17 protein-coding genes are annotated in these 24596 nt (G+C 67.3%); 12 read left to right on the top strand and 5 right to left on the bottom strand.

Going from position 1 to position 24596, the window contains the following annotated elements:
* The first annotated feature begins 128 nt into the window (after positions 1-128).
* The 4 genes from ASC87_RS01315 to ASC87_RS01300 all read left to right on the top strand — a co-directional run bounded on the left by ASC87_RS01315 (position 129) and on the right by ASC87_RS01300 (position 6149).
* Positions 129-434, top strand: coding sequence for an H-NS family nucleoid-associated regulatory protein (locus tag ASC87_RS01315; protein ID WP_056655375.1), 306 nt, complete (start codon positions 129-131; stop codon positions 432-434).
* Between the two features lie 129 nt (positions 435-563).
* The gene (dnaG, locus tag ASC87_RS01310; RefSeq protein WP_056655373.1) at positions 564-2570 is read left to right on the top strand and encodes a DNA primase; all 2007 of its coding nucleotides are present in this window, start codon (positions 564-566) and stop codon (positions 2568-2570) included.
* 351 nt (positions 2571-2921) lie between these two features.
* Entirely contained in the window at positions 2922-5099 is a 2178-nt protein-coding gene (gene rpoD, locus ASC87_RS01305; RefSeq protein ID WP_056655371.1) for an RNA polymerase sigma factor RpoD, read from the top strand.
* Positions 5100-5180: 81 nt separating this feature from the next.
* The gene (locus ASC87_RS01300) at positions 5181-6149 is read left to right on the top strand and encodes an adenylate/guanylate cyclase domain-containing protein (protein ID WP_056655368.1); all 969 of its coding nucleotides are present in this window, start codon (positions 5181-5183) and stop codon (positions 6147-6149) included.
* 7 nt (positions 6150-6156) lie between these two features.
* On the opposite strand, the gene ASC87_RS01295 is transcribed toward ASC87_RS01300, so the two are convergent.
* Entirely contained in the window at positions 6157-6888 is a 732-nt protein-coding gene (locus tag ASC87_RS01295) for an HAD family hydrolase (RefSeq protein ID WP_056655365.1), read from the bottom strand.
* Between the two features lie 31 nt (positions 6889-6919).
* Between ASC87_RS01295 and ASC87_RS01290 the strand changes: the two genes are divergently transcribed.
* The 7 genes from ASC87_RS01290 to ASC87_RS01260 all read left to right on the top strand — a co-directional run bounded on the left by ASC87_RS01290 (position 6920) and on the right by ASC87_RS01260 (position 18233).
* On the top strand, positions 6920-10906 hold the full coding sequence (locus tag ASC87_RS01290) for a PAS domain S-box protein (RefSeq protein ID WP_162255115.1): 3987 nt from the start codon (positions 6920-6922) through the stop codon (positions 10904-10906).
* A 48-nt stretch (positions 10907-10954) separates the two neighbouring features.
* On the top strand, positions 10955-12046 hold the full coding sequence (gene hemH, locus ASC87_RS01285; protein WP_056655359.1) for a ferrochelatase: 1092 nt from the start codon (positions 10955-10957) through the stop codon (positions 12044-12046).
* A gap of 15 nt (positions 12047-12061) precedes the next feature.
* Positions 12062-12469: an RNA-binding S4 domain-containing protein gene (locus tag ASC87_RS01280; RefSeq protein ID WP_056655356.1), complete on the top strand. Its 408-nt coding sequence runs from the start codon at positions 12062-12064 to the stop codon at positions 12467-12469.
* 148 nt (positions 12470-12617) lie between these two features.
* Positions 12618-13130 (top strand): nucleotide exchange factor GrpE, encoded by a 513-nt coding sequence (grpE, locus tag ASC87_RS01275; RefSeq protein ID WP_200954276.1) that lies wholly within the window; start codon positions 12618-12620, stop codon positions 13128-13130.
* Positions 13131-13238: 108 nt separating this feature from the next.
* Positions 13239-15179 carry a molecular chaperone DnaK gene (gene dnaK / locus ASC87_RS01270; RefSeq protein ID WP_056655353.1) on the top strand — a complete coding sequence of 647 codons (1941 nt, stop codon included), beginning with the start codon at positions 13239-13241 and terminating at the stop codon, positions 15177-15179.
* A gap of 99 nt (positions 15180-15278) precedes the next feature.
* Positions 15279-16427 carry a molecular chaperone DnaJ gene (gene dnaJ, locus ASC87_RS01265; RefSeq protein WP_056655350.1) on the top strand — a complete coding sequence of 383 codons (1149 nt, stop codon included), beginning with the start codon at positions 15279-15281 and terminating at the stop codon, positions 16425-16427.
* 159 nt (positions 16428-16586) lie between these two features.
* Positions 16587-18233, top strand: a complete 1647-nt coding sequence (locus ASC87_RS01260) for a tetratricopeptide repeat protein (protein WP_056655347.1) — start codon at positions 16587-16589, stop codon at positions 18231-18233.
* A 73-nt stretch (positions 18234-18306) separates the two neighbouring features.
* On the opposite strand, the gene ASC87_RS31465 is transcribed toward ASC87_RS01260, so the two are convergent.
* The gene (locus ASC87_RS31465; RefSeq protein WP_157603775.1) at positions 18307-18864 is read right to left on the bottom strand and encodes a hypothetical protein; all 558 of its coding nucleotides are present in this window, start codon (positions 18862-18864) and stop codon (positions 18307-18309) included.
* 488 nt (positions 18865-19352) lie between these two features.
* Positions 19353-20534 (bottom strand): PA0069 family radical SAM protein, encoded by a 1182-nt coding sequence (locus ASC87_RS01250; RefSeq protein ID WP_082568284.1) that lies wholly within the window; start codon positions 20532-20534, stop codon positions 19353-19355.
* Between the two features lie 128 nt (positions 20535-20662).
* Between ASC87_RS01250 and ASC87_RS01245 the strand changes: the two genes are divergently transcribed.
* Positions 20663-21091 carry a VOC family protein gene (locus tag ASC87_RS01245; protein ID WP_056655340.1) on the top strand — a complete coding sequence of 143 codons (429 nt, stop codon included), beginning with the start codon at positions 20663-20665 and terminating at the stop codon, positions 21089-21091.
* A gap of 53 nt (positions 21092-21144) precedes the next feature.
* Here ASC87_RS01245 and ASC87_RS01240 read toward each other — a convergent pair whose 3' ends face one another.
* Positions 21145-23610: an ATP-binding protein gene (locus ASC87_RS01240; RefSeq protein WP_056655337.1), complete on the bottom strand. Its 2466-nt coding sequence runs from the start codon at positions 23608-23610 to the stop codon at positions 21145-21147.
* 64 nt (positions 23611-23674) lie between these two features.
* A complete protein-coding gene (locus tag ASC87_RS01235; RefSeq protein WP_056655334.1) occupies positions 23675-24472 on the bottom strand; it encodes an ABC transporter substrate-binding protein in 798 nt (265 codons plus the stop codon).
* Between the last annotated feature and the right edge of the window lie 124 nt (positions 24473-24596).

Raw genomic sequence — 24596 nt, 5'->3', positions numbered from 1 at the left:
CATATTCCTTCACAAGGAATCCGGCATTTCATCGAACTGGTAATTACCCAGCCCGATGTACCCCGGATTCCCGTAGAATCCCGGCAGCGCAGCGCAGGTGCTGCACTCATTGACTGAAGGAATAATCCATGAGCACGCTTCAAGACTTGCTGGCCCGTAAAGCGGCCCTCGAACAGGAAATCGAAAGCACCCAGAAACGGGAGCGCAGCGACGCGATTGCCAAGGTCAAGGCGCTGATGACCGAATACGGTTTGAGCGCGGCCGACCTGACAGCCAAGAGCGGCACCCGTGCCGGCGCAACCAAAGGCGGCAAAGTCGCCGCCAAATACCGCAACGCCGCAACCGGCGACAGCTGGAGCGGCCGCGGCCTGCAACCCAAGTGGCTGAAGGCCGCATTGGCGTCGGGCAAGAAACTCAGCGATTTCGCCGTCTGACCCATACCCCTGCCGGGTTTTCCCACAAGAATTCGCCGCCCTCCGGGGCGGCGTTTTTCTTGGGTGGTGCCCGCATCCGGCCCGGCATTCGCACCGACCCCGTTTCGGGCCACCCGCTAGACTGACACCGTGATCCCTCCCAGCTTTGTCCAGGACCTGCTCTCCCGCGTCGACGTCGTCGAGGTGGTGGGCCGTTACGTGCAGCTGAAGAAGGCGGGCATCAACCACAAGGGCCTGTGCCCCTTCCATGGCGAGAAGACGCCCAGCTTCACCGTCAGCGCCACGCGCCAGACCTACCACTGCTTCGGGTGCGGGGTGCACGGCAACGCCCTCGGGTTCCTGATGGCCTACTCGGGCATGGGTTTCCTCGACGCGGTGCGCGACCTCGCCCAGCAGGTGGGCATGGCCGTGCCCGAGGACAACCGCACGCCCCAGGAGCGTGAGAAGGCGGCGGCCCTGAAGGAGCGCCAGGCCACCCTGACCGACGTGTTGCACAAGGCCAGCGACCACTACCGCAAGCAACTCAAGGGCAACAAGCGCGCCGTCGACTACCTGCGCGGGCGCGGCCTCACCGGCGAGATCGCCCTCGCCTTCGGGCTCGGATACGCGGCCGATGGCTGGCGTGGGCTCGCGAGCGTGTTCCCCCGCTACGACGACCCATTGCTCGAAGAAAGCGGCCTCGTGATCGCCACCGGCGACACCGAGGCCGACCGCAAGCGCTACGACCGCTTCCGCGACCGGATCATGTTCCCGATCCGCAACGTGCAAGGCGAGGTGATCGGGTTCGGCGGGCGCGTGCTCGACAAGGGGGAGCCCAAGTACCTGAACTCGCCCGAAACCGCCGTGTTCCACAAGGGCAAGGAACTCTACGGGCTGCACGAGGCCCGGGCCGGGCTGCGCAAGCGCGGGTACGCGCTGGTGGTCGAGGGGTACATGGACGTCGTTGCCCTGGCCCAGCTGGGGTTCCCGAACGCGGTGGCCACCCTCGGCACGGCATGTTCGGCCGAACATGTGCAGAAGCTGTTCCGCTTCACCGAGACCATCGTGTTCAGCTTCGACGGCGACAGCGCCGGCCGCCGCGCCGCGGGCCGTGCGCTCGAGGCGTCGCTGCCGTTCGCCACCGACACCCGTTCGGTGCGATTCCTGTTCCTGCCCCCCGAGCACGACCCGGATTCGTACGTGCGCGAACATGGCGCCGAAGCGTTCGAGGCCTGCGTGGCCGACGCAGTGCCGCTGTCGCGCCAGCTCATCGAGGCCGCCCGCGAGGGCTGCGACACCGCCAGCGCCGAAGGCCGCGCGCGCCTGCTCGCCCAGGCCAAGCCGATGTGGCTCGCGCTCCCCGAGGGCGCCCTCAAGATGCAGCTGCTTGGCGACCTGGCGCAGGCCGCGGCACTGTCCACCGACGACCTGAACCGCTTGTGGCAAGCCCAGGCCCAGGCCACCGGCGGCCGCTCGCGGCCGCCTCGCGACCGCACCCACGAGCCCGACGACTACCCGCCTCCCGACGACAGCTGGTCTGCCGAGTCCCAGGACATCGACTACAGCAGCTTCGAACCGTCCGAAACCGGCGCCCAGCGCGCGCCGCGGCAAGGTGGATTCCAGGGCGGCGCGGGCGGGCAGCGGCGCCCCTGGGTCGACAAACCGTTCTTTGGCAAGCGCAAGCCACCCGAGGAAGGCGTGGGCCTGCCCCGTGCCCGGACCACGAGCACCGAAGACCTGGCCGTGAAGTTCCTGCTGCTGCACAGCGAGTGGTGGGAACAGCTCGATGCCGGCGACCTGGAGCTGCTGCATGAACTCCCCGCGCCCCACGGGGCACTGTGTGCGTGGATGGAGCGCCACGTGCAGGACAACGGCCCCACCGCCTGGGCGGTGTGGGAGGTGGCGCTCCGCGAAACGGAGTGGGCCCGCCTGGTGGGGCGCCTCGTAACCGAGGATGCGCTGCAGGAGGAATCCCAGTTTACCGAGCTCCGCCGGGTGCTCGACCGGATGTGGGTGCGGCAGCTCGAACGCCAGCAGAACGAACTGAGCCAGCGCGCCGCCACCGACCCGGCCGCCCTCGCCCAGTACCGGGAAGTGCTGCAGCACAAACAAAAGCGGCTCCAGGCCCTCTCCCTGACGCCGGGCCCTTTGACGTAACGGACTGCATCGACCATAATCAAGGGTTTGTTACGGCGCAAGAGTGACAGCAGTACCTCCGGGCCCCGGCCACCCTTCGAACCAGGGTCCCCATACAGGCCAACCTTCCCCGCAAGGACTGCGTTTCTTTGGATGATCACGCGAGTCTTGCCCGTTTCATGCCTGCCCCTGGCCGGCCCGAACTGCTGTTCGGCCGGCGCGGCTGGCTTGCCCGTTTCCGATTCCTTTTTGACACATGCCGTGCTGCACCTGCTTGTTTTTTGGGCAACAGGACACACCTGTGTCGTCCGTGGATCGTCAGCGAGGCAATCGGCATGAAGCCGTGATGCCCACCACCATTCGAGGAATTGCATGACCGCGAAGAAGAGCGCCCCCGCCAAAGCGACAAAGGCCACCTCGGCCGAAACCACCGAGGAAAAGAAGAAGCCTGGCCGTCCCGCCGCCAAGACCGCGACGGAAGCCAAGGGCAAGCCGGGCCGCAAGCCGAAGGCTGCCGCCGCCAAGGAAGAAGTGCCCGAGGAAGACTTTTCCGACATCGAGGCCGACCTGGCCGGCGAACCGGAAGCCGAGGTCGCTGACGCTGGCGACGGGGAAAAGGTCGTCAAGGCCAAGCCATTGCGCATGAAAGTGTCGCGGGCCAAGGAACGCGCGCTGATGCGCGAGTTCGGCCTCGACGAAACCGCCCTCACCGAAGAGGAAGTCGCCAAGCGCCGCCAGGAGCTGAAGACCCTCATCAAGATGGGCAAGACGCGCGGTTTCCTGACGCACCAGGAAATCAACGACCACTTGCCTGAAAAGCTGGTCGACGCCGAAATCCTCGAAGCCATCGTGTCGATGCTGAACGACATGGGCATCGCGGTGTACGAGCAGGCGCCCGACGCCGCCACGCTGCTGATCGCCGGCGGCGGCACCACCACCGCCACGGAAGAGGAAGCCGAGGAAGCCGCGGAAGCCGCGCTGTCCACGGTCGACTCCGAATTCGGCCGCACCACCGACCCCGTCCGCATGTACATGCGCGAGATGGGCACGGTCGAGCTGCTGACCCGTGAAGGCGAGATCGAGATCGCCAAGCGCATCGAAGGCGGCCTGCAGGCCATGATGCTCGCCATCAGCGCCTCGCCCACCACCATCGCCGAGATCCTGACCTACGCCGACAAGATCGCCTCGGGCGAGATGAAGATCTCCGAAGTGGTCGACGGGTTCGTCTCGGAAGACGAGGCCGACGACTACGTGGCCGAGGAAGACGTCGACTTCTTCGACGAGGAAGACGACGACGACGGCCAGGGCGGCAGCAAGGCGCTCACCAAGAAGCTCGAGGAACTGAAGAACGCAGCCCTGTCGAAGTTTGCCGAACTGCGCATCAACTTCGACAAGATGCGCAAGGCCTTCGAGAAGGACGGCTACCAGTCGCCGTCGTACAACAAGGCCCAGCAAGCCATCAGCGACGAGCTGATGACCATCCGCTTCACCGTCAAGACGATCGAGAAGCTCTGCGGCATCCTGCGCTCGCAGGTGGACGACGTGCGCCGCTACGAACGCGAACTGCGCAAGATCCTGGTGGACAAGTGCGGCATGCCGCAGGAGTACTTCATCAAGAACTTCCCGCCCAACCTCCTGAACCTCAAGTGGGCTGAAAAGGAAGTGGCCTCGGGCAAGCCGTACGCCGGCATCCTGCAGCGCAACCTGCCGCCGGTGCAGGAACTGCAGAAGAAGCTGACCGACCAGCAGGCCCGCGCCGTGGTGCCCCTGGAAGACCTGAAGGGCATCAACAAGCGCATGAACGAGGGCGAGAAGTCCTCGCGCGACGCGAAGAAGGAAATGATCGAGGCCAACCTGCGCCTCGTGATCTCCATCGCCAAGAAATACACCAACCGCGGCCTGCAGTTCCTCGACCTGATCCAGGAAGGCAACATCGGCCTCATGAAGGCGGTGGACAAGTTCGAGTACCGCCGCGGCTACAAGTTCTCGACGTACGCCACGTGGTGGATCCGCCAGGCCATCACCCGCTCGATCGCCGACCAGGCGCGCACCATCCGCATCCCGGTGCACATGATCGAGACGATCAACAAGATGAACCGCCTGTCGCGCCAGCACTTGCAGGAATTCGGCTTCGAGCCGGACGCCCCCACGCTGGCCGAGAAGATGGAGATCCCCGAGGACAAGATTCGCAAGATCATGAAGATCGCGAAGGAGCCGATCTCGATGGAAACCCCCATCGGCGACGACGACGATTCGCACCTGGGCGACTTCATCGAGGACACCAACAACACGGCGCCCATCGAAGCGGCCATGCAGGCCGGCCTGCGTGACGTGGTCAAGGACATCCTCGACAGCCTGACGCCGCGCGAAGCCAAGGTGCTGCGCATGCGCTTCGGCATCGAGATGAGCACCGACCACACCCTCGAGGAAGTGGGCAAGCAGTTCGACGTGACCCGCGAGCGCATCCGCCAGATCGAGGCGAAGGCGATCCGCAAGCTGAAGCACCCGAGCCGCTCCGACAAGCTGCGCACGTACCTCGACAACCTCTGACCGTTCGATCCGTCGAACAACACGGAAAGCCCCGGGCATCTGCCCGGGGCTTTCTGCATTTATTGCCATAAACTTCACGACATGACGCAGATTCTTCAGCGCACCGTCCTGTTCGCGGACCTGCGCGGCAGCACTTCGCTGTACGAGACCCTCGGCAACGCCGAAGCCACCACCGTGGTCACGCAGAGCGTGGCCCTGGTCGGTCGCATCGTGGGAAATGCCGGCGGGGTGGTCGTGAAGACCCTCGGCGATGGCCTGATGGCCGTGTTCGAGAGCCCGGTCGCCGCCGTCATGGCGGCCGACGAAATGCACGACTCGATGGACCGCATCACCCCGCTGTCCACCAGCACACGGGCCGCGGACACCCGCGCGCCGGTGCTCAGGCTGCAGGTGGGCATTGCCCAGGGTGAGGTCATCGAGATGTCCGGCGATTGTTTCGGCGATGCGGTCAACGTGGCCGCCCGCCTGCTCGACCACGCCGGCGACAACGAGATCCTGGCCACCGTCAGCGTCGTCAGCGGCCAGCCCGACGGCGTGCGGGCGCGCTTTCGCAGCCTCGACCGGGTGCAATTGCGGGGCCGTGTGGAGCCGGTGCATGTGTTCCTGCTGGAGGGGCGCCGCTTCAGCGACACCGCCGCCACGGCCTACGGCGAACTGCAGTCCTCGCCCGTCGAGCCCGAAGGCATCCGCCTGATCTGCCTCGACCAGAACCGCGTGTTTGCCGGCCCGTCGCTGCCGGTGGTGCTCGGGCGCAGCCCGCAGGTCACCTACTGCATCGACGACTCCCGCGTGTCACGCTCCCACGCCCGCATCGACTGGCACGGCGGGGCGTTCCAACTCACCGACCTCAGCTTCAACGGCACCTACGTGCGGTTCTCGGGCGGCTCCGAGATCGTGTCGCTGCGCCGCGGCACCTGCACGCTGCACGGCAGCGGCACGCTCGGGCTCGGGGCTTCGCTCAGCGACCCCACCGCCCCGCACGTGCGGTTCGAGGTCATGCGGTTCTCCGACACCATGCCGCAGGCGCCGGAAGACCTCTCGTTCCGCTGATTCCCCTTCAGCAACCCAGGGCGTCGGCGAGCCGGGTCAGGTTGTCGAACACCCGGTAAGGCGCTTTCAAGGCCGGAGCGGGTTCGTCCACCCCCACCTCGCGCCGCAACCACACCGCCTGCAGCCCGGCCTCGAGCGCGCCGTTCACGTCGAGCATCAGGTCGTCACCGATGTGCAGCACCCGGCCGGGCGCCACCCCCAGGCGCTCGCACGCGGCCAGGAAGATGCGCGGGTCGGGTTTTCCCACGCCGAAGCGGATGGCACTCAGGCTTGCCTGGAACAGCGTGTCCAGCCCCACGCGGGCCAATTCGGAGTTGCCGTTGGTGACGGCGACCAGCGGGAAGCGGGCCGCCAGGCGGCCGAGCGCCTCGCGCGCATCTGCATACAACGTGACCTGCTGGCGGGCTTCAAAAAACACCGCGAAGGCGGCCTCGGCCAGCGACGGGTCATCGCCCGCGAGCACCAGCGCTTCGCGAAGGCTTTCAAGCCGCATGCGGCTCAGGTCGTGCCCCCATTCGGGATGGCGTTCACCCACTGCGTTGCGCAGGGCCCGCAGGCCGGCCGCATCGAAACGCCCTGCCGTGGCCGGCGCATGCTCGCCCAACCACCCGTGCAACACCTGCTCCGCCCGTTCGATGGTGGGCCAGATGGGCCACAGCGTGTCGTCGAGGTCGAAGCTCAGCGCGAGTGGTGGAGAATTTGTCGGAAGTCCCGACTCAGTGAGGTTGCCAGACGTCATGCCCGGCATTCTCCGCTACAGTAAAACGACCATGCCTTCCGCCCCTCTCCCCGCCGATGAGTCCGGACGGTTGCAGACGTTGCGCGCGCTGCGCATCCTCGACTCCGACCATGAACCGGCGTTCGACGCCATCGTCCGGCTGCTGCGCCAACAGCTCGGCCACGCCATGGCGGCCATCACCCTCGTGGACGAGCACCGCGTCTGGTTCAAGGCCGAGGCCGGGCCCCCTCTGGGGAACCTCCCGCGCGACGAGGCGTTCTGCGCCCACACCGTGCTCACGCCCGACCTGCTGGAGGTGGGCGACGCGTCCCGCGACCACCGCTTTTCCGATCAGCCGTCCGTCACCGGCACCCCGAACATCCGCGCCTACGCTGGCGCGCCGCTCACCGTGGAGGGATATCGGGTCGGGGCGGTGTGCGTGTTCGACCCGGCGGCGCGCGCACTCACGCCGGCCCACCGCGACGCGCTGCACGACGCGGCCGAAGTGTGCAACGCGCTGCTCCGATCGCGCCTGAGCGAGCGGCACTTGCGGCGCCAGGCCGCCCGTGTGCGCACTGCCAGCCTGTCGAGCAGCGACTGGCTCTGGGAAACCGACGACAACGGCCGGCTCACCTGGGTGTCCGACAGCATCGAGTCCCACACCGGCCGTTCGCCCACCGACAACCTCGGCCTGACGATGCAGGACATCAACCGCCGGTGCGAGGCCGACACCACCAACTCGTGGGACCGGTTTCTCTCCGCGCGGGCAGAGCGGCTGCCGTTCAAGGACATCATCACCGACCGCCCCACGCCGAAGGGCGTGGTCACCACCAGCATCAGCGGCATGCCGGTGTTCGACAGCAAAGGGATGTTCCGCGGCTACCGGGGCGCCACCAGCAACATCACCGCGCGCCTGCAGGCCCAGAAGGCCGCCCGCCAAGCCGAGCAGTTGCTGAGCGATGCCCTCGAATCCCTCGTCGCCTGCGTGATGATCAGCGACCCGGACGGCAGGGTGATCCGGTCCAACGCGGCCTGGCGAAAGGAGATCCACCGGCGCCAGCTGAGGGCCCAGGCAAACTGGCCGGAGATGGTGCGCGAGATGGCCTACGCGGGCGACTATCCCGACGCCGTCGGCAACGAGGAGGCCTTCATCGAGTGGCGCCTGTCCATCGCGTCGCACCAGGCCGAGCAGCACGAGATCCGGTGGCGGGACACGTGGCTGATCGTCAGCGGGCGCCGGTTGCCGGACGGCAACGTGGTGCACATGTCCATCGACATCACCGACCGCAAGCGCGCCGAACTGGCCCTGGCATCCCGGGAGGCCGAGCTCCGCGATTCACAGGGGCGCCTCACCGCGGTGCTCGAGGCCGTGCCCGACCTGTGGTTCGTGCTCGACGGCGAGGGCCGCTTCCTCGAGTGCAGCTCGCCCGAGCACCCGATGCTGATCCACGACTGGTCCAAGGTGCGCGGCGAGAAGTTCGGCGTCGAGCTGTCCAGCGACCTGGCGCAGAAGGCGATGAACGCGATCCGCCTCGCGCTGCACACGGGGCAGGTGCAGCGCCACGAGTACGCGCTGCGCACCCGCGACGGTGTCACCCGCTGGTTCGAGGCCCGCGTGTCGCCCATGCCCGGAAACCGGGTGCTGTATGTTACCCGCGACCTCACCGAGCTGCGCGCGCTGGAACGCGGCCTGATGGTGATGAAAGGCGCCGTCGAGGCCGCGGCCGCGCTGCCCATGTGCGTGTGCGACGCCAACCAGCCGGACATGCCGATGGTGTACGTCAACCCGGCCTTCGAGACGCTGACCGGGTTCTCGCAGGACGAACTGCTGGGCCGCAACTGCCGCCTGCTGCAGGGCCACATGACCGACCAGGCGCCGCTCGTCCGGCTGCGCGAGGCCATCGCCGAGCGCCGCGAATGCAGCGTGGTGGTCAACAACGTGCGCAAGGACGGCACCTCGTTCATGAACGCCCTGCACGTGGCGCCGGTGTTCGACGGCAATGGCGAGCTGACCCACTACATCGGCGTGCAGCACGACGTGACCGACCAGACCCGCGCCGCCGACAAGCTGCGGCTGAGCGAGGAGTTGTACCGGTCGGTGGCCTCGGCCATCAGCGACGGCCTGGTGGTGGTCACCCCCACGCTCACCATCATCGCCATCAACCCCGCGGGCTGCGACGTGCTCGGGGTGGACCCCGTGGCGGTCGTGGGCAACACGGACGGCTGGCCGTTCGAGTTCATGTCCGCCGCCGCGCGCCCCCTGGCGCACGAGGACCACCCGGTGCGCCGCGTGGTGCGCAGCGGCGAGCCGCTCTCGCGCAGCGTGCATGCGCTGCGCCGCCCCGACGGGCAGTTGCGCTGGCTCGAACTCAACGGCCACCCGCTGCAGCTGCGCCCGGAAGGCAGCACGTTTTCAGTGGTGCTGACCTTCCGCGACATCACGCAGCACCGGGCCTCCGAGCTGGCGCTGATCGCCGCCGAAGAACGCTGGAAGTTCGCGCTCGAGGGGTCCGGGGATGGCGTGTGGGACTGGGATGCCCAGACGAACAAGGTGTACTACTCGCCCCGCTGGAAGAAGATGCTGGGGTACGCCGAACACGAGATCGGCGACTCGCTGGAGGAATGGACATCCCGCATCCATGTCGACGACCTGCCGCGGGTGATGTCGGGCCTGCGCCGCCACTTGCGCTGCGAGACGCAGGTGTACCAATCCGAGCACCGCATCCGGCACCGGGACGGCCACGACCTCTGGATCCTCGACCGCGGCAAGGTGGTGGGGCACAACGCCGAAGGCCGCCCGCTGCGCGTGGTGGGCACCCATTCCGACATCACCAGCGCCAAGCAGGCGGAGCAGGCCCTGCGCGAGAAGCAGGCGGCGGAACTGGCGAGCCATGCCAAATCGCAGTTCCTCTCGCGCATGAGCCACGAGATGCGCACGCCACTGAATGCGGTCATCGGTTTCGCGCAACTCATGCGCATGACCCCGGGCGGCGGTGACGGCACCGAGATCGGCGGCTACGCCGACCACGTGCTCAACGCCGGCCAGCACCTGCTGGCGCTGATCAACGACGTGCTCGATCTGCAGAAGGTCGAGGAAGGGGCGATGACCCTGGCCATCGGCCCCGTGGCACTCGACGACACCGTGGAGCGCACCCTCGAACTGCTGCAACCGGCCGCCTCGGCGCGCCGGGTGCGGCTCGACAACCAGGTTCCCGCGCACACGTGGGTGCGCGCCGACATGCAGCGCCTGCGCCAGGTGGTGCTCAACATCGCATCGAACGCCATCAAGTACAACCACGCGGGCGGTGCCGTGCGGCTGTCGGTGGACACCGGCCGGCGCGGGTTCGTCACGCTGGTCATCGAGGACACCGGGCCGGGCATGACCGAGATGCAGATGGCGCGGCTCTTCCAGCCCTTCGAGCGGCTGGGCAAGGAGACGTCCAACATCGAGGGCACCGGCCTCGGCCTGATCATCGCGCGCAGCCTGACCCAGGCCATCGGAGGCAAACTCGACGTGAGCAGCCTGGCGGGACGCGGCACGCACGTGTCGATCGAACTCCAGCGCGACGACGCACCCGATACGGTGTACGACAATCTCGCCACGATGCCCGAGTGCGAAGCCCCCCCTGCCCCGTCTCGCCCCCCCCTGCGCATGCTGTACGTGGAAGACAACCGCATCAATGCGATCCTGTTCGAGGGCGCACTCCGCATGCACAACAGCCAGGTCGAGCTCCGCGTGGCCGAAGACGGCGAAGAAGCCCTCGCGGTGGCCAGCGAATGGCAGCCCGAGGTGCTGGTGCTCGACGCTCACCTCCCCGGCATGTCGGGTTTCGACGTGTTGCGGGAACTGCGCAGGCTGCCGGGCCTTGGCACCGCGCCGGCCTACATGTGCTCGGCCGACGCCATGCCTGATGACGTCCAGCGTGCCTACGAGGCCGGCTTCATCGGCTACTGGACCAAACCCATCGACATCGCCGCCGTGCTCGCCGACATCGACGACATCTCCCGGCGCATCCGCGGGGCCGCGCCGACGGCCTGAGAGGCTGATAATCATGAACTGACCGCCCGCCCGGAGACCCACCGTTCCATGAGTTTTGCCCCCGAACCCGCACGCCCCCACGACCAGGCGGAACTCACCGCCGTCCTGCTGTGCAACCTCGGGACACCCGACGCGCCCACGCCCTCGGCGGTTCGCCGCTTCCTCGCCGAATTCCTGGGCGATCCGCGCGTGGTCGAAATCCCGCGCCCGCTGTGGTGGCTGATCCTGCACGGCGTGATCCTCCGCGTCCGCCCGAGGCAGTCCGCGGCACGGTACGCGAGCATCTGGACCCCGGAGGGGTCGCCCCTCACCACCTGGACCCAGGTACTCACCAAGCGGCTGGCCGGCAACCTGGGCGAGCGCGGGCACCGTGTGACCGTCCGGTCGGCCATGCGCTACGGCGCGCCGTCCATTCCACAGGTGCTCGACGAACTCAAGGCGGCGGGCGCCACCCGCGTACTGGTGCTGCCGCTCTACCCGCAATACGCGGCGTCCACCACCGCCAGCGTTGTCGACGCGGTGCTGGGCTGGTCGCGGCGCATCCGGGCGCTGCCCGAATTCCGATTCGTGAACCGATTCCACGACGACCCCGGCTACATCGCCGCCGTGGCCCGCCGCATCGCCGATCACTGGGCCGCGAACGGCCGCGCCGACAAGCTCGTGATGAGCTTCCACGGCATCCCGAAGCGCAGCCTGACACTCGGTGACCCGTACCACTGCGAATGCCTGAAGACAGCCCGCCTCGTGTCCGAGCAGCTCGGCATCTCGGCCAACGACTACCTCGTCACCTTCCAGAGCCGGCTGGGCCGCGCCGAATGGTTGCAGCCGTACACCGAGCCCACGCTGGTGACCCTGGCCCACCAGGGCGTGCACCGCGTGGACGTGGTGTGCCCGGGGTTCACGAGCGACAACCTCGAGACCCTCGAGGAGATCGACCAGGAGGCCCGCACCGCCTTCCTGAAGGCTGGCGGCACCGAGTTCAGGTACATCCCGTGCCTGAACGACCAGACCGACTGGGTGCGCGCGCTGACCGCCCTCGCCGAACGGCACCTGCAGGGCTGGGACACACGCGGCGGACCCGACGCCCGCGAGCTGGCGCTGCGGCGCCAGCGGGCGGTCGACGGCGGCGCCAAGGCCTGATCCGGAGCTTTTCCCATGAACACCCCGAACGACGACGTCCGCCTCGACAAGTGGCTTTGGGCTGCCCGCTTTTTCAAGACCCGCAGCCTGGCCACCCAGGAAATCGGCAAGGGGCGCATCCAGGTCAACGACCAGGATGCCAAACCCTCGCGCGATGTGCGCGTGGGCGACCGCATCGAGGTGCGCCAGGGCGTGGTGGTGCGCACGGTGCTCGTGCTGGGGGTGAGCGCCGTGCGCGGCCCGGCGCCGGTGGCGCAGGCCCTGTACGAGGAAACGCCCGAGAGCATCGCCCGGCGGGACGAGGCAGCCCGCCAGCACCGCGAGGCGCCGGAACCCTCGCTCGCCATCGAGCAGGGCCGGCCCACCAAACGCGACCGCCGCCAGTTGGCGGAATGGAACCGCTGGAGTGCGAGCAAGGAGTAGCGCCAAAAAGCGCCGAATCACGCCGGAGGACGCGCGCGAATACGCCGTTCCCGGCCGGCCTGCAATGGCCCGGTAAAATTCCCCGCTTTTCCCTCTTGAAACCGATGGGCATGCACCCATGTGCGGTGCAGTCGAAGAGGTCCACCACATGCAGAACCCCCAAAATCCCATGGAAAATCAAGACGTTGGCGAAACCACTGAAGTGAACACCGCGCCGCCGGCCCCTGACGTCGACGCCCGCCTCGCCGAGATGTCCGACGCCTACCTGCGCGCCAAGGCCGAGGGCGAAAACATCCGCCGCCGCGCTGAAGAGGAAGTGTCGAAGGCCCGCAAGTTCGCCCTCGAAGGCTTTGCCGACAGCCTGCTGCCCGTCAAGGACAGCCTCGAAGCCGCCATCGCCATCCCCGCCGCCACCCCGGAACAGCTGCTGGAAGGCGTGCACGCCACGCTGCGCCAGCTGTCGGCGGCGCTGGAGCGCAACAAGGTGCTCGAGATCAACCCGGCGGCCGGCACCAGGTTCGACCCGCACCAGCACCAGGCCATCAGCGTCGTGCCGGCCGAACAGGATCCCAACACCGTCGTCACCGTGCTGCAAAAGGGCTACCTGATCGCCGAGCGTGTGTTGCGCCCCGCGCTCGTCACCGTGTCGGCACCCAAATAAGACAACAACGTAGGGAGAGGTGGCCGTCCACAAGCGCGGCCCCTTGAAAAAGTCGAGGTTATCCACACCTCGGACTCATCTGGATTCAAAGCAAGCAGGAGCAGAAAAATGGGAAAAATCATCGGCATCGACCTCGGCACCACGAACTCGTGTGTCGCGATCATGGAAGGCAACACCACGCGCGTGATCGAGAACAGTGAAGGTGCCCGCACCACGCCGTCGATCATCGCGTACCAGGAAGATGGCGAGATCCTCGTCGGCGCCTCGGCCAAGCGCCAGGCCGTCACGAACCCGCGCAACACGCTGTACGCGGTGAAACGCCTGATCGGCCGCAAGTTCACCGAAAAGGAAGTGCAGAAGGACATCGACCTGATGCCCTACAAGATCGCGCAGGCCGACAACGGCGACGCGTGGGTCGAGGTGCGCGGCCAGAAGCTGGCCCCGCCGCAGGTCAGCGCCGAAGTGCTGCGCAAGATGAAAAAGACCGCCGAGGACTACCTCGGTGAAGCCGTCACCGAAGCCGTGATCACGGTGCCCGCGTACTTCAACGACGCACAGCGCCAGGCCACGAAGGACGCTGGCCGCATCGCCGGCCTCGACGTCAAGCGCATCATCAACGAACCCACCGCCGCGGCGCTGGCGTTCGGCCTCGACAAGAACGAAAAGGGCGACCGCAAGATCGCCGTGTACGACCTGGGTGGCGGCACGTTCGACGTGTCCATCATCGAGATCGCTGACGTCGACGGTGAAAAGCAGTTCGAGGTGCTCTCCACGAACGGCGACACGTTCCTGGGCGGCGAAGACTTCGACCAGCGCATCATCGACTACATCATTGCCGAGTTCAAGAAGGAACAAGGCGTCGACCTCAGCAAGGACGTGCTGGCCCTGCAGCGTCTGAAGGAAGCCGCCGAGAAGGCCAAGATCGAACTGTCCAACGGCGCGCAGACCGACATCAACCTGCCGTACGTGACGGCCGATGCCTCGGGCCCGAAGCACCTGAACATCAAGCTGTCGCGCGCCAAGCTCGAGTCGCTGGTGGAAGAGCTCATCGAGCGCACCATCGCCCCGTGCCGCACCGCCATCAAGGACGCCGGCATCTCGGCCGCCGACATCGACGACGTGATCCTGGTCGGCGGCATGACCCGCATGCCCAAGGTGCAGGAGAAGGTCAAGGAGTTCTTCGGCAAGGAACCGCGCAAGGACGTCAACCCGGACGAAGCCGTCGCCGTGGGCGCGGCCATCCAGGGCCAGGTGCTCGGCGGTGAACGCACCGACGTGCTGCTCCTCGACGTCACCCCGCTGTCGCTCGGCATCGAGACGATGGGTGGCGTGATGACGAAGATGATCAAGAAGAACACCACCATCCCGACCAAGTTCGCGCAGGTGTTCTCCACCGCGGAAGACAGCCAGCCGGCCGTGACCATCAAGGTGTACCAGGGCGAACGCGAGATGGCGTCGGGCAACAAGAGCCTCGGCGAATTCAACCTCGAAGGCATCCCGCCGGCACCGCGTGGCACGCCGCAGATCGAGGTGAGCTTCGACATCGACGCCAACGGCATCCTGCACGTCGGCGCGAAAGACAAGGGCACCGGCAAGGAAAACAAGATCACGATCAAGGCCAACTCCGGCTTGAGCGAGAGCGAGATCGAGCAGATGGTCAAGGACGCGGAAATGAACGCGGCCGAAGACAAGAAGAAGCTCGAACTCGTGCAGGCCCGCAACTCGGCCGACTCGCTCGTGCACAGCGTGCGCAAGAGCCTCGCCGAACACGGTGACAAGCTCGACGCCGGCGAGAAGGAAAAGATCGAAACGGCCTTGAAGGACACCGAGGAAGCGCTCAAGGGCGACGACAAGGCGGCCATCGAAGCCAAGACCGAAGCGCTGATGACCGCGAGCCAGAAGCTCGGCGAGAAGGTCTACGCCGATGCCCAGGCGGCGGCCGGTGGTGCAGCGGGTGGTCCGGAGGCTGCGCCGCAAGGTGCGCAGTCGGCCCCGGCCGACGACAACGTGGTCGACGCCGAGTTCAAGGAAGTCAAGGACTCGAAGTAAGCCGGCACGGCAACGCACCGGGGGCCTTCGGGTTCCCCGCCTCCCCCGTGCGCCTTTTCGGGCCGCGGGGGTTTCGTTATTCAGAAGACGCAAGACACCATGGCAAAGCGTGACTACTACGACGTCCTCGGATTGGCAAAGAATGCCACCGACGACGACATCAAGAAGGCCTATCGCAAGCTGGCCATGAAGTACCACCCGGACCGCAACCAGGGTGACGGCGCGAAGAAGGCCGAAGAGAACTTCAAGGAAATCAAGGAAGCCTACGAGATGTTGTCGGACGGCGAAAAGCGCGCCGCCTACGACCAGTACGGTCACGCCGGGGTCGACCCCAACGCGGGCGGCTTCCGCCCGGGCGGCCCGGGTGCGGAAGGGTTCGGCGGTTTCGCCGAAGCCTTCGGCGACATCTTCGGCGATGTGTTCGGCGGCGGCGGCGGTGGACGCCGCGGTGGCGGCGGCCAGCAGGTGTACCGCGGGGCCGACCTCAGCTACGCGATGGAGATCTCGCTCGAAGAGGCGGCACATGGCAAGGACAGCCAGATCCGCATCCCGAGCTGGGAAGAATGCGAGACCTGCCACGGGTCGGGCGCCAAGCCGGGCACCAGCGCCAAGACCTGCACCAGTTGCAACGGCAGCGGTACGGTCCACATGCGCCAGGGCTTCTTCAGCGTGCAACAGACCTGCCCGCATTGCCGGGGCACCGGCAAGATCATTCCCGAGCCCTGCATCACCTGCCACGGTGCCGGCAAGGTCAAGAAGAACAAGACGCTCGAGGTCAAGATTCCGGCCGGCATCAACGAAGGCATGCGCATCCGTTCGGCCGGGAACGGCGAACCGGGCACCAACGGCGGCCCGGCGGGTGACCTGTACATCGAGATCCGCATCAAGCAGCACGAGATCTTCGAGCGTGACGGCGACGACCTGCATTGCACGGTGCCGGTGGGCCTCACCACGGCTTGCCTCGGCGGCAGCCTGGAGGTGCCCACGCTGGGCGGCAAGGCCGAGATCGAGTTGCCTGAAGGCACGCAACACGGCAAGACCTTCCGCCTGCGTGGCAAGGGCATCAAGGGCATCCGCTCCAGCTATCCCGGCGACCTGTACTGCCACATCGCGGTCGAGACACCCGTCAAGCTCACCGAACACCAGCGCAAGCTGCTCAAGGAGCTCGACGAATCGCTGAGCAAGTCGGACAAGCACTCGCCCAACGCCAAGTCCTGGACGCACCGCGTCAAGGACTTGTTCAAGTGACCTGCGCTTCCTGAGTTCCCCCTGCCAACGGCGCCTTCGGGCGCCGTTGTGCTTCCTGGCGCGAAGGGTCACACTGCGTGGATTGCACTCAAGTCGGGGCCGGATGGTGCCGATATGCGCGCAGGAGCCGTACCGTGTTCCACGTCCCCGGAGCCTGGCATGCAGATGATTGACCGAGACATCGCGACGTCGTCCGCGCTCGTGATCGACCCCAACCTCACGTCGCGCGGCATGCTGGTGTCGCAGCTGCGCGATTTCGGCGTGGGCAACGTGTCGCAGTCGAGCCGCATCCACGATGCGCGGCGCATGCTCGAGTCACGCACGTTCGACATCGTGCTGTGCGAACAGGAATTCGAGGCCGAAGGGTACTCGGGCCAGAACCTGCTCGACGACCTGCGCCGCCTGCAGTTGTTGCCGCTGTCCACCGTGTTCATCATCGTGACCGGCAGCGCGTCGTATACCACCGTGGCCGATGCGGCCGAATCGGCGGTCGACAGCTTCCTGCTCAAGCCCTATACCGCGGCCGCCCTGGGCGAGCGCCTGACCCAGGTGCGCAAGCGCAAGAAATCGCTCGCGGACATTTTCGCGCCCGTGGCCGCCGGCGACCTGGCCTCAGCCGCCAGGCTGTGCCTCAAGCGCTTCAAGGAACAGGGGCCCTTCTCCGCCTATGCGGCCCGGCTAGGGTGCGAATTGCTGCTGCGCATCGGCGAACCGGAGGCGGCCAAGCGCCTCAACGAGCTGGTGCTGGAGACTGACCCCACCGTGCCCTGGGCTCGCCTGGGCGTGGCCCGCGCACAGATCGACGCGAACCAACCCGCGGCCGCCGCACGCAGCCTCGAGGCGCTGGCGGCCGAACAGCCGAACTACACCGACGCCCTCGACGTGCTGGGGCGCCTGCAAATGGAACAAGGCGACATTGACGGTGCCGTCGCCACGTACCGCCGCGCGGCCGAGTTCACGCGCGGTTCCATCGTGCGCCTGCAGCGCCACGGCCTCACCGCGTACTACGCGGGCTTGCGCGACGAGGCACAGAAACCGCTGGAACGTGCGGCGGTGCTGGGCCTCGGGTCGCGCATGTTCGACATGCAGGTGCTGGTGCTACTGACCGCGCTGCGCTACGAACAGCGTGACGGCCGGGCGCTGCAGCGGGCCCTCGACAGTCTGCAGGAAGCCGCCGCGAAGGACCCCGACAACACCCGCCTCGTGGCGCTGGGCGGCGTCGCCTGGGTGTTCGGCCTGGCATTCCACAAGCAGTTCGACCAGGTGGGCACCGAGCTGGCCAGCTGGTCCACGCGCCTGCTGGACCCGGCGCTGGACACAGAAACGGCCTGCAACCTGCTCACGTTGTGGTCCACGTTGGCCGCGTCGGGGGTGCAGATGCCCGATGACACCGGGGCGTGGGTCGACACGCTGGCCACCCGCTTCGCGTCGTCGCGCGCCACCACCGAGCTGCTGGCTGGCGCCGCCCGCATCCACCCGCCCTTTGCACAACGGATGTGGCAGGCCCAGCAGACGGTGGCTGCCCTGGCTGAACGCGCCGTGGCCCACACCCTCGAGGGCCGGCACCAGGAGGCCATCTCGACGCTGATCGACGAAGGGCAGCGCACCTTGAACATGAAGCTCGTGGACCTGGCCCGCATGACTTTGCAACGCCACCGCGAGAAGGTGCAAGAGGCCGCTGCGTTGGCTGCGGCCATCGACCGCATTCGAATCGCCGTCGCAGGCGCCTCTCAGCTGCCTTCGTTGGGACAGACGAGTCGGGAAAGAGTGGCGCTCACGGCACGCCCGGCTGCTCACCGGGACTGATCAGCGGCCTGAATCCATCCGGAACGCGAGGCCTCGTGTCCATCGTCTCCGACACCCTTGCTGCGACAGGCCGTCATTTCGGCACCTTGACGTGCATGTGTGCGTAGTCGTCTTCGTTCAATTCCCGCATTGCCTTTCCTACGGACTGCATGAGCCTGATGAGTTCCATGTCGGACGTCGCGTTGTTCAACTTGCCTAGTGCGCGTTGGAAGCCTTCGAAGTTCAGGTCAACGAGCAGCTTCGCCAGCTCCCGCTTCGTGCCACGGTCCAGATTGCTGTTCATGAGCCGGTCCAGCCGCGCGTTGAACTTCACGGCCGGAGAATCGTGCTGCTCACGTCGCTTCAGTTCAGCGGCCGATATTTCCGCGCGCTGTTGCGGGGCGGCTTGCACGGGTCTGTCCTCGGTCTTCTTGGGGCCCTTGTTGAACAACCGGCCCAGGAGCCCATGGGCATGCTCCTTGGGCGCGGCCGGCTGCGGCTGCGGCCGCTGCTGAGGCGCGGCGATCGGCTGACGCAGCGGGCTTGCTCCGGCACTCGAAGGCTTCGCCGCTCGCCGCGGGGGACTTTTCGAACCGAATATGACTGTATTCGAGTTCTCGCTCTCGAAGACTTGAGCCCGGTCATTGAACATGACCCGCCGTTCATTGGGAGGTTGGGCACTGTTCCTTGGGGGGAGCAAATCCTCCGAGCGGCCACGTGGCGCCATGGGCGTTGCATGGGTCGATCGACCGAGCGATTCGCGCGCCTGCAAACCGTCCATGGCCAGGGACCGGGTGAGCTTCGGCTGAGTCGGTTTGCCTGATCCGCTGGAAACGGACTCCGGGCTGGAACTTGAGCTCGAGCTCGAGCTCGGTTTCAATCTGGCGTATCCGGTCGTATTGAACATAGATGCGAATGAAGACTTTCGTTGCCGGTCGGCGCGATCGGGCGGCAACACCTGCAACCGCCCGAGTTCATCATAGGAACGGCGGAAAATGCACTCGCATCCGATGCGAAGCCGCGCTCACCCAGGCGAACGGCGTGCGTCGACCAAGCGCGCAGCCCGTGATCGATCTGCTGCACGACGAACGGCTGGAGCCCCTCTGACCTTCGGCGACAAGACCCAAGCCCCCTCCCGCATCAGAAGAGTTCCGACTGTGCAGGGGCCTTCGGGCCCGCAGGCCGCCGGAATTGCGTCACATCGAGCGCGTGGCGGGCCTGATCGTCGTTCAGCCCGAGCCGGGCCGCGGCCTTGCGCAGGCGCTGGCGCAGGAGGTCGGCCCACACGCCCTGCCCGCTCATGCGGGCGCCGAACGCCGCATCGTAGTCCTTCCCGCCGCGCATCTCCCGCACCCGAGCCATGACCCGGGCGGCGCGCTCGGGAAAGTGCTGGTCAAGCCATTGCTGGAACAGCGGATTCACTTCCCACGGCAGCCGCAACACCACCGAAAACGCGCTGGTGGCGCCGGCAGATGCGGCCGCCTCGAGCACCCGCTCCAGCTCGGGTTCGTTGATGAAGGGGATCAGTGGCGACATGCTCACCCCCACCGGCACGCCGGCGCGGGCCAGCGCCTCGATGGTTTTCAGGCGCCGTTGCGGCGAGGCAGCCCGGGGTTCCAGGATGCGCGACAGCGCCGGGTCGAGCGACGTGATGGACACATAGGCCACCGCGAGGTTGGCCGCCGCCATGGGGGCGATCAGGTCCAGGTCGCGCTCGATGCCTGCCGACTTGGTGATCACCGAAAACGGGTGCTGGTGCGCCACCAGCACCTCGATCACCGACCGGGTGATGCGCAACCGGCGTTCGACGGGCTGGTAGGCATCGGTGGCCGAACCGATGTTGATGGTCTTGGGCACGTAGCGCGGCCGGGCCAGCGTTTCCCGCAGGCGTTCGGCGGCGTTGACCTTGGCGATGATGCGGGTCTCGAAGTCGAGGCCCGGCGACAGGTTCAGGTAGCTGTGGGTGGGCCGCGCGAAACAGTAGATGCAGCCGTGCTCGCACCCGCGGTACGGGTTGATGGAGAGGTCGAACGAGATGTCAGGCGAATCGTTGGCCGCGATGATGGACTTGACGTGTTCCTCGGTCACCTCCGTGCCCACCGGAACGGGTGCCTCGGCCGCCGTCTGCTCGAGCGTGCCCCAGCCGTCGTCGAACGTGTCGTGGGTGTCGCGCGTGAAACGGTGAGGCACCGACCACCCGGTGCCCCGCCCCTTCAGCGGGCCGGCCACGGGCTGCCAGCCTGCCGGCGCGTCAGCCCCCGGATCGCGCTCGCGCACGATGGGTGGCGGTTCGACAGGTGGTGTCGGGCGGTGTGCGGTCATACTGTTATTTTATACAGTATTCCGGTTCGCGGGGTCGAACCCTTTTCGCCAGTGGGCGCTATGGTGCCCGGGCGGTCCTCGCTCGCTACGATGCCCGCTCCCACGTCAACCCACCCAGGAGTGCACCCATGGAAACACAGGAACTGCATCGCGGCCGACTGATCGACCACATCCAGCTCGTCGTTCGCGACCTGCCAGCCAGCCAACGCTTCTACGAAGCCGTTCTCAAGGTGCTGCAGGTGCCCCTGGGGGGCACCGGCGAAGGCTATTTCTGGGCCGACGAACTGTTCGTGTCCTCCGCCGACAGCTTGGCAGCACAAGGGCGGCTCACCGGCCGCCACCACCTCGCGTTCCAGGCCCGTGACCCGGCGATGGTCAACGCCTTCCACGAAGCCGCCCTCGCCCACGGCGGCGAGGACAACGGCGGGCCGGGCGAACGTCCCTACCACCCCGGCTACTACGCCGCGTTCGTGCTCGACCCCGACGGCAACAACATCGAGGCCGTGTTCCATGGCGCGGCCGAGCGCAGCGCGCCGTCCGTCAAGGTGACGTTCTGACGAAGGACGTCAAGTTACAAGGGCGGCGACACCAAGAAGCAGGACTGCAACCGCTACCGGTGCAGCGCCGCCCCGCGCGACGGCAGCTCGATCAGGAATTCCGCCCCGCCCCCTTCGGCCTGGGACGCCGCGATGCGCCCGCCGAGTGCCGTCACGATCTTGCGGCAGATGGCCAGCCCGAGGCCGGTGCCCCCTGTGCCCCCGGTGCGATTGCGCGTGGCGGTCGACTGCACGAACGCCTCGAAGATCGATTCAAGTTCCCCGTCCGGAATGCCCGGCCCGTGGTCGCGCACCCGCACGTGAACGTCGCCCGACCGTGTCATGCCGCCGCTCACGTCGATGCGGCCGCCCACCGGCGAGAACTTGATGGCATTGGCGAGCACGTTGCGGATCACCTGCTGGAACCGCGAGGGGTCCACCCAGGCCACGAGTGGCATGTCGGCCCAGACGGTCTCGATGTCGAGCTGCCGCTGCGTGGCCTGCGGCGTGAGCTCGGTCACCACGTTACGGATCAACCCTTTCAGGTCGGCCCGCTCGACACGGAAGGCACCCACGGTGCTTTCCAGCTTCGCAATGTCGAGCAGATCGTTGACGAGCAGGAGCATGCGCTCGCCGGACAGGTGGATGTCCTCGAACATCGGCACCGCGCGGTCGTTGGGCCCGGCCCGGGCGATGCCCAGTTCTGAGAACCCCAGGATCGATTGCAGCGGCGTGCGCAGCTCGTGGCTGATGTTGGCGATGAACTCGGACTTCGCCCGCGACGCCTGCTCGGCCGCATCTCGCGCCTCCCGGGTGGCGCGTTCGGCCTCCCGGAACTCGCTCACGTCGAGCGTGGTGCACAGGATGCCGAGCCGCTGGCCGTCCTCGCCCGGCACCAGCACCTTCGTCACCACCACGTCGCGCCGGGGCCGGTCGCGCGGGGTCACCTCGGTTTCATAGCGGATGGGACCGCCGAGCCCCAGCAGGCGGGCATCCTGTTCGGCACCGGCCTCGAGCTGATCGGTCGGGAACACCTCGCTGGCCAATCGGCCGATGGCCTCCGCCCGCGGGCAGCCGGTGAAATTCTCCCAGGCCTGGTTCACGACCATGTAGCGGCCCTCGGCGTCGGTCATCGACACCGGCACCGGGCTGATCTCGAGCAGCAGGCCCGAGAACGCCAGCTGCTGCTGCAGCTTCTGCTGCGCATTCCAGCGGTCGGTCACGTCCATCGCGCTGCCCACGAAACCCAGCGCGCTGGCGGCGTCGCGCAGCAGCGACACGGTGACCTCGAACCGGCGCACGACGCCCCCGCGCCCCTTGGCCGACACCTGGGCCGTGCGTGGCCCCGGCGGGCCACCGGGCATCAGCAGGCGGTCGATGGCGGTGCTGAACTCCGGGTCCACCAGGTCGCGTAACGGGCGCCCCAGCACCGGTCCGAACGATTGCGGCACCAGGGCCGTCCAGCGCTCGTTGACAAACGTGACCACACCTTCCCGGTCGGTGCGGAAAATCAGATCCTGCACGCTCTCGACCACCTCGCTCAATTCCCGTTCGCTGCGCACGATGCGGTCCTGGGCCGCGTCCAGCGCATCGCGGGCGGCCTCGCGGCCACGCAGGCCACGCCAGGCGATCCACGTCATGCCGGATGTGAGCATCACCGCGAGCAGGCCGGCCAGCACGAACCCGCGCATGGTGGCCGCCCATTCCGCCAGAAGCACTGCGTTCGACCGCTCCACGATCACGACAAGCGGCCGTGTGTGCGACGCGCGGAACGCCACGAGGTGTTGCTCCCGGCCGAACCCCGGACCGATGAAGCTGCCGTGCTCCCGGCCCGCCAGCAAGGCGCCGAACACCGGGTGCAGCGACACGTCGGTGCCGATGGCCTGCGTCCCGCCCGCGCTCGACATGACCCAGCCGTCATACGAGGCCAGCACCACCTGGGCATCGGGTTCGTCCAAAGCGAGCCTGTGGTACGTCTCGAAGGTGCCCGGGTTGATGAGCCCCACCAGCAGCAGGTCGTCGCGCCCACCCGCCCGCACCCGGCGCAGGATGGGAATGAAACTGACCACCGCGGGCGGCCGCTCGCCATGGGCCACGCTGAGGTCCGCCAACTGGCGGCCAGGCACCGCTTTCCCGAGCGACTCCTGCCCTACCGGCGGCAGGTGGCCCAGGGCCCGCAGGTGGATGGTGCGGCCGGTGTCACCACGCGCCGTACTGGCGAGCACCTGCCCGCCCAGGTCCACGAGGGCCAGGCTCCGCATGAACGGCAGGCCCACCAGGGCCTGCGACAGCGTGGCATCCGCCAGGACCGGATCGAGCGCGCGCTCTCGTGTCTCGAACGTCTCGGCAATGCCCCCCATCGCCACCGAAGCCGTGTCGATGGTGCGCGTGGCGTGGTCGTCGAACACCCGGGCCAGCAACTCGGCCTGCGCCACCCGCACCTCGACGAACTCCCGCCGTTCGTACCAGCCGGCGGCAGCCAGCACCAAGGCAACGGCCAACGTCACGATCACCCCGGCCACGAGCGCCACGCGGCTCACGGGCCATGCGCCGGGTTTCGGAAGATCGGAGGGGGTCGCCGGTGGTGCTGCGGACATCGGGCGGTCACTTCGTGATGGCGATGGCGCTCAGGCCATGGGCCCGGGCGGCGCGGGCCAGCCGGCCGTCCACCTTGATGCGGGCCACGAAGGTGTCCAGCAACTCGAGCCACGCGTCGTCGCCGGGCTTCACGGCATACGCGTAGGGCAACACGTGGAACGGCTTGGGTGGCGAGATGAGCACGGCCCAGTCGGCGTTGTCGAGCAGCCGGCGGCTGTACGGGTAGTCGGTCATGAAGACGTCGATGCGGCCCGCCTCGAGCTCCCGTTCGCGCACCGCCGGCGGTTTGACAATGACGAGTTGGGCCCGCTTGAGCGACTCGGCGAGCACCGGCTCCATGAACGTGCCCGCCTGCACCCCCACCATCACACCGGGCTTGTCGATGTCCTGCCACTCGCGGACGACCCGGTTGCCTTTGGTGGTGACGCCGTAGATGTCGCTCTGCATGTAGGGCTGGGTGAACTTCAGGTGCGCCATGCGCTGCGGCAACCGGCCCACGGCGAACATGGCCACATCGCACCGGTCGCCGGTGAGGTCCGCAACGAGGGTGCCGAACGACGATTCCACGTACTCCACCCGCACCCCGATGTCGGCGCCGAACTCGGCCGACAGGTCGATGTCGATGCCCGTCAGCGCGAGCGTGCGCGGGTTGCGGAAGGAGACGCCGTAGTAGTCCGGCCAGAAGCACACCCGCACACGCCCGGACGATCGCACGCGGTCGAGCACCGGCCCGGCGAGCGCGGTGGCGGCCAGGGCGGAGGCGACAACGAAGAGGCAGAGGCTTCTGAAGTGGGTGGCATTCATGGGGCACTCCGTTGCCAGCGGGTCGGCCGGGTTCGGGCGGTTACCATGGCATGTCGGCATCTTAGGCCGTACATTTATCAAATTCGTCCCGAATTTGCGCCGGAAACCCCCATCAAATCAGCAA

The organism is Rhizobacter sp. Root1221, from assembly GCF_001425785.1.
Classification (GTDB): domain Bacteria; phylum Pseudomonadota; class Gammaproteobacteria; order Burkholderiales; family Burkholderiaceae_C; genus Rhizobacter.
The sequence above is the reverse complement of the archived record's forward strand: the minus strand, read 5'-3'. Positions and strand labels throughout refer to the sequence as shown.